1 protein-coding gene and 1 pseudogene are annotated in these 5,394 nt (G+C 71.7%); one reads left to right on the plus strand and one right to left on the minus strand.

The features are described from left to right. The coding region (locus GA0115240_RS34075; protein ID WP_093742840.1) for a serine/threonine-protein kinase at positions 1-1,617 on the minus strand (1,617 nt) is incomplete at its 3' end. A gap of 695 nt (positions 1,618-2,312) precedes the next feature. Here GA0115240_RS34075 and GA0115240_RS34080 point away from each other — a divergent pair. Further along, a pseudogene (locus GA0115240_RS34080) lies at positions 2,313-4,731 on the plus strand (endonuclease/exonuclease/phosphatase family protein). The last annotated feature ends 663 nt before the right edge of the window (positions 4,732-5,394 follow it).

A 5,394-nucleotide genomic window follows, 5' to 3' on the forward strand; every position in this document is an offset into this window, starting at 1 on the left:
GGTGTTCCAGGCGAGCATCCGTCGTGCTTCCAGTGTGTGTTCGTGGTCGGCGCCGAGCGCTTCGGTGAGGTCCGGGACGAGCTTGCTGAGCAGCCGTACCGCCCGGGGATGGCGGCCCAGAGCTCCTATGTTCCACACCAGGAAGCGACGGGTCTCCAGCACGTCCGGGTGGCGGCGGCCGAGCAGCCGGGTGGCGTCGGGGACCAGTTCGAGCAGCAGCCGGACCGCCTCGGCCGGGCGGTCCGCGGCGCCGATGTGCCAGGCCAGGAGCCGCTGGGCGGTGAAGGTGGTGCGGTGGAAGTGGCCCAGGCTGAACTGGAGGTCGGGGATGAGTTCCTGCCAGAGGCTTATGGCCAGCGCGTGGTCACCGGCCGCCCCGATGTGCCGGGCCAGCGCGCGCCGGGCGGTGAGGGTCTCCGCGTGGAGCGGGCCGAGATGGTCGGTGAGATCGGCGGCGGCCGCCCACCATAATCGGATGAGTTCGGCCGGCCGTTGCTCGGCGGCGGGATCCTCCGGGCCGCCGTAGCGGCGCAGCAGTTCGGCGTATCCGGGGTCGTCGGCGGCGGACGGCGGACGCGGGCGGGGGATGGGCCGCGGGGTGAGCGCGGCGGCCGACACCGCGCCGTGCAGTTCGGTGGCGATGGCGCCGAGCCGGCGGTAGACGGCGGCCGCGTCGGGCGGGCGGGCCGCCGGGTCCTTCGCGAGCAGGTCGAGGATGAGGGCGTCGAGTTCGGCCGAGACCGCGCCGTTGCGGCTGCGCGGGGTGGGCGGCGCGTCGTGGACGTGCGCCACCGCCACCGCCAGCGGGGAGCCGTCGTCGAAGGGGGGCGCGCCGGTGACCATCTCGTAGAGCAGGCAGCCGAGGGCGTAGAGGTCGGTGCGGTGGTCCACCGCTTTCGACAGGCACTGCTCCGGGGCCATGTAGGCGGGGGTGCCGCTCAGCGTGTCCAGCCCGGCCAGGCCCGCGTAGGCGTCCCGCTCGGCGGAGCCCCGGGAATCGGCGGAATCCGCGGAATCGACGGCCGCACCCGATCCACCCGGCCCGCCCGATCCGCCGGGTCCGCTCGACCCGCCCGATCCGCCCGGCCGGTCCGCCGCGCTGAATCCCTGCTGCCCCTCCCGGGGTTCAGCGATGAAGCGGGCGATGCCGAAGTCCACGAGTTTCACCAGGCCGTCCCCGGTGATCAGCACATTGTCCGGCTTGAGATCACGGTGGACCACGCCGACCCCGGGCGCGTGTGCCGCACCCAGCGCGAGAGCGATTTGACGGGCCCAGTCCAGGGCCACCGACAGTTGCGGCATTCCTTCCGCGAGCACTCCGGTGAGCGGGCGTCCGTCGACCAATTCCATGACGATATAGGCGACCGTCTCACCGCCATATGCGGCCTGTCCGTAATCGTGCACGGTCACGATATGCGGATGGGATAAACGTCCCGCCGCGGTGGCTTCGAGCCCCATCCGCTCGACGAGTACCGGGTCGGTGTGGTCCAGCACGACCTTGACCGCCACCGAGCGGTGGAGCTTGAGATCGTTGCCCTGCCAGACCGCGCCCATGGAGCCTTTGCCCAGCAGCCGCACCATCTGATAGCGACCGTCGAGGACCACTCCGGGCTTCATCGGCGTCCTTCCCACTGAGCCGAACCTGCCATTCCTCGCGCGCTGAAGGTGTGTGTGCGCACGGCTCGGCCGCGGGAGGTTGGCGATACGGTCGGGCCCGCTGTCCAAACGATAGGCCCAACGCCCGCTTTTGGTGGATCGGACGCGAGAAGACAGCAGCCATGGACCGGTGACAGCTGTACACACCCGGTAGTCGCCCGCCGTTGTACGGGTAAGTGCCGGATGCTTCGAAGATATTTACGAGCGCATGTCCGTAGATATCTGCGCACCTTCGCTAAACCTGCGGCACGACGGTATCGCGCCGAGCGTTCTCCGGCGCCTGACCGGCACCATTGGCCCCACCGACAACGGCCGTTCCAGCGGCGCGAGTCGGCGCTGACCACAGGTGTCCGGGGAGACACCCAGCAGCCGCAAAGGAGCCCAGGTCAGCCGAACCACCTCGATCAACACCCAGAATTAATCTGGAAACCCCTTCAGGCGCGACATCTACGCGCGTATCTTGAGCCGGATCGCGCGTCTCCTCCGGGCTGACGTGCCGTCATTCCGGCGGTTTCGCAGGGCCGTTGGGCACTGCGGCCACGCACCGCCGTCACGTACTGTCGTCACGCAGAAGGAGAACTCCTCCGGTGTCGCACTCCTCCGAGGCCACGCCTCGCCCCGCGAGACCCGGCACGTCCCGGGCCCGCAAGCGCGTCCTGCCGATCGGTATCGCCGGCGCCGTCGTCCTGGTGGCGGCCGGGCTGAGCGTCAACGCCGCGATGGCCTCGCCGTCGGCCGACGCCCTGATCGCCGAGGTGTACGGCGGCGGTGGCAACTCCGGCGCCACGTACACCAATGACTTCATCGAGCTGGCCAACGCCGGTGCCACGCCGGTGGATCTGAGCGGCTACAGCGTCCAGTACCTGCCGGGCGCGCCGACCGGCAGCTCCAAGTGGCAGGCCACCGCGCTCACCGGCTCGCTGGCCGGCAGCGGCCGGTTCCTGGTGCAGGAGGCGGCCGGCACCGGCGGCAGCACCGCGCTGCCGACGCCGGACGTCACCGGCGCCATCAACATGTCGGGCACCACCGGCACCGTCGCGCTCGTCTCCGGCGCCGACCCGCTGACCTGCCTGAACGCCGCGGACTGCCTGGCCGATTCCCGAGTCAAGGACCTGGTGGGCTACGGCACCGCGGTGGTGCACGAGGGCAGCGGCGCGGCCGCCGGGGCGAGCAACACCGCCTCCGTGGCCCGTGGCGCCTCGCTCGCCGACACCGACGACAACGCGGCCGACTTCACCGCCGGCGACCCCACCCCGCAGAACTCCGGCGGCGCCCCGACCGGGCCGCCCACCTCACCCCCGACGACCCCTCCGACGACTCCGCCCACCACGCCGCCCACGGCCCCGGTGGCGAAGATCCACGACATCCAGGGGGACACCCGGGTCTCCCCGCTGGCCGGCAAGGCCATCAGCGGCGCGACCGGCATCGTCACCGGCATACGGGCGTACGGCTCCGCGCAGGGCTTCTGGATGCAGGACCCGAACGCGGACGCCAACCCCCGTACCAGTGAGGGCATTTTTCGTCTTCACCAGTTCCACCCCGACCGTCGCCGTCGGTGACAGCGTCTCGGTGGACGGCACCGTCTCCGAGTACTACCCGGGCGGCGCGGACACCGGCGTGCAGTCGACCACCGAACTCACCAAGCCCAAGGTGACGGTGCTCTCCAGCGGCAACGCCCTGCCCGCCCCGGTGGTCATCGACAAGAACAGCGTCCCGGACGCGTTCGTGCCGAGCGCGGGCGGCGGCACCATCGAGAACCTGCCGCTGCGGCCCACCGACTACGCGCTGGACTTCTACGCCTCGCTCGAAGGCATGAACGTGAAGATCGGCGACAGCCGGGTGGTCGGCGCCACCGACCAGTACGGCGAGCTGTGGGTGACAGTCAAGCCGGACCAGAACCCGACCAAGCGCGGCGGCACCCTCTACACCGGCTACGACCAGCCCAACTCCGGGCGCCTGATGGTCCAGTCGCTGATCCCGACCGCCACCCAGGCGTTCCCGGTGGCCAACGTCGGCGACACGCTGAAGGGCACCACGTCGGGCCCGCTGGACTACAACCAGTTCGCCGGTACCTACACCATCGCGGCACGGACCATCGGCACGGTCAAGAGCGGCGGCATCAAGCCCGAGGTGACCGACAAGGCCGCATCGGACCAGGCGACGGTGGCCACGTACAACGTGGAGAACCTGGCGCCCGCCAACCCGCAGTCCAAGTTCGACGCGCTGGCCCAGGGGCTGGTCAAGGACCTGCGCTCGCCCGACATCGTGGCGCTGGAGGAGATCCAGGACAACAACGGCGCCACCGACGACGGCACGGTGGCCGCCGACCAGACCCTGCAGAAGCTCACCGACGCGATCGTGGCGGCCGGCGGCCCCCGCTACTCGTGGCGCGAGATCGACCCGGTCAACGACAAGGACGGCGGCGAGCCGGGCGGCAACATCCGGCAGGCGTTCTTGTTCAACCCGGCGCGGGTGGGCTTCACCGACCGTCCCGGCGGTGACTCCACCACCGCGGTCGGCGTCACCGGCACCGGCAGCGCGACCGCGCTGACCTTCTCCCCCGGCCGGATCGCGCCCGACGACCCGGCGTGGAACAGCAGCCGCAAGCCGCTGGCCGCCGAGTTCACCTTCCGCGGCAAGACGCTGTTCGTGATCGCCAACCACTTCGACAGCAAGGGCGGCGACCAGGCGATCGACAGCCGCTTCCAGCCGCCGGTACGCAGCTCCGAGGTGCAGCGCAACCGCCAGGCGATCCTGGAGCACGACTTCGTGCAGCAGATCGAGCAGGCCGACCCGCACGCCGACGTCGTGGTACTGGGCGACCTGAACGACTACCAGTTCTCCCCGGCGGTGCTCAGCCTCACCGGCAACGGCAAGGTCCTCACCGACCTGGTCAACACGCTGCCGGCGAAGGAACGCTACTCCTACGTCTTCGAGGGCAACTCGCAGGTGCTGGACCACATCCTGGTCAGCCCGAACCTCAAGCACGTGGACTACGACGTGGTGCACATCAACTCCGAGTTCGCGAACCAGACCAGCGACCACGACCCGCAGATCATCCGGCTGAAGCCGTAACACCCGGCCCACCGCCCCAGGCGGGGCGGACCTCCCCCCGGAGGTCCGCCCCGCCTTTCCACATCCCGCCCACCGGGGCCCGGGCACCCCAGGCCGGAACTCGGGGCCGGAGGCACAGGACTGGAACGGGGAGCCCGGAACCCGGGCCGGGGAAGCAGCGCCCGGGGCCGCACCGCCCGAGATCCCGGTGCCGCTCGCCGGACTGTCCCGGCCCGGCAGTCCGACCCGCCAACTGCCCCCGGCGGAAGGGGAAGCAGCGGGGTGCCGAAGCCCAGGCCCCGGGCCGGAAGCCCGACGCCGAGGGGCTCGCCGGCGCAGCGCCCGGGACAGCTTGCCGGGCCGTGCCAGCGCGGCGAGCCGGCGGGCCAACCGCCCACCCGGCGGCGGGACGAGGAGCCTGAACACCCGACGCCCGGGAGCCCGGAGCCCCGCAGGCTGCCCGCCAGGCGGCGCCGGCACGGCGGCCCGAGCCGCCAACTGCCCCTGGCAGAACGGGGAAACAGCCCGGGCCGGTCGCCCCCTCAGCCCGGCGGGCCGTCCGACACGGCCGACCCGCCACGCCCTCCCGTCGGCGGACGGGGAAACAGCCCGGACCGGGGCCCCCTCAGCCCGGCGGGCTGTCCGACGCGGCCGACCCGCCAGCCCTCCCCGGCGGAGGGGGAA

The organism is Streptomyces sp. DvalAA-14 (assembly GCF_900091855.1).
GTDB lineage: Bacteria > Actinomycetota > Actinomycetes > Streptomycetales > Streptomycetaceae > Actinacidiphila.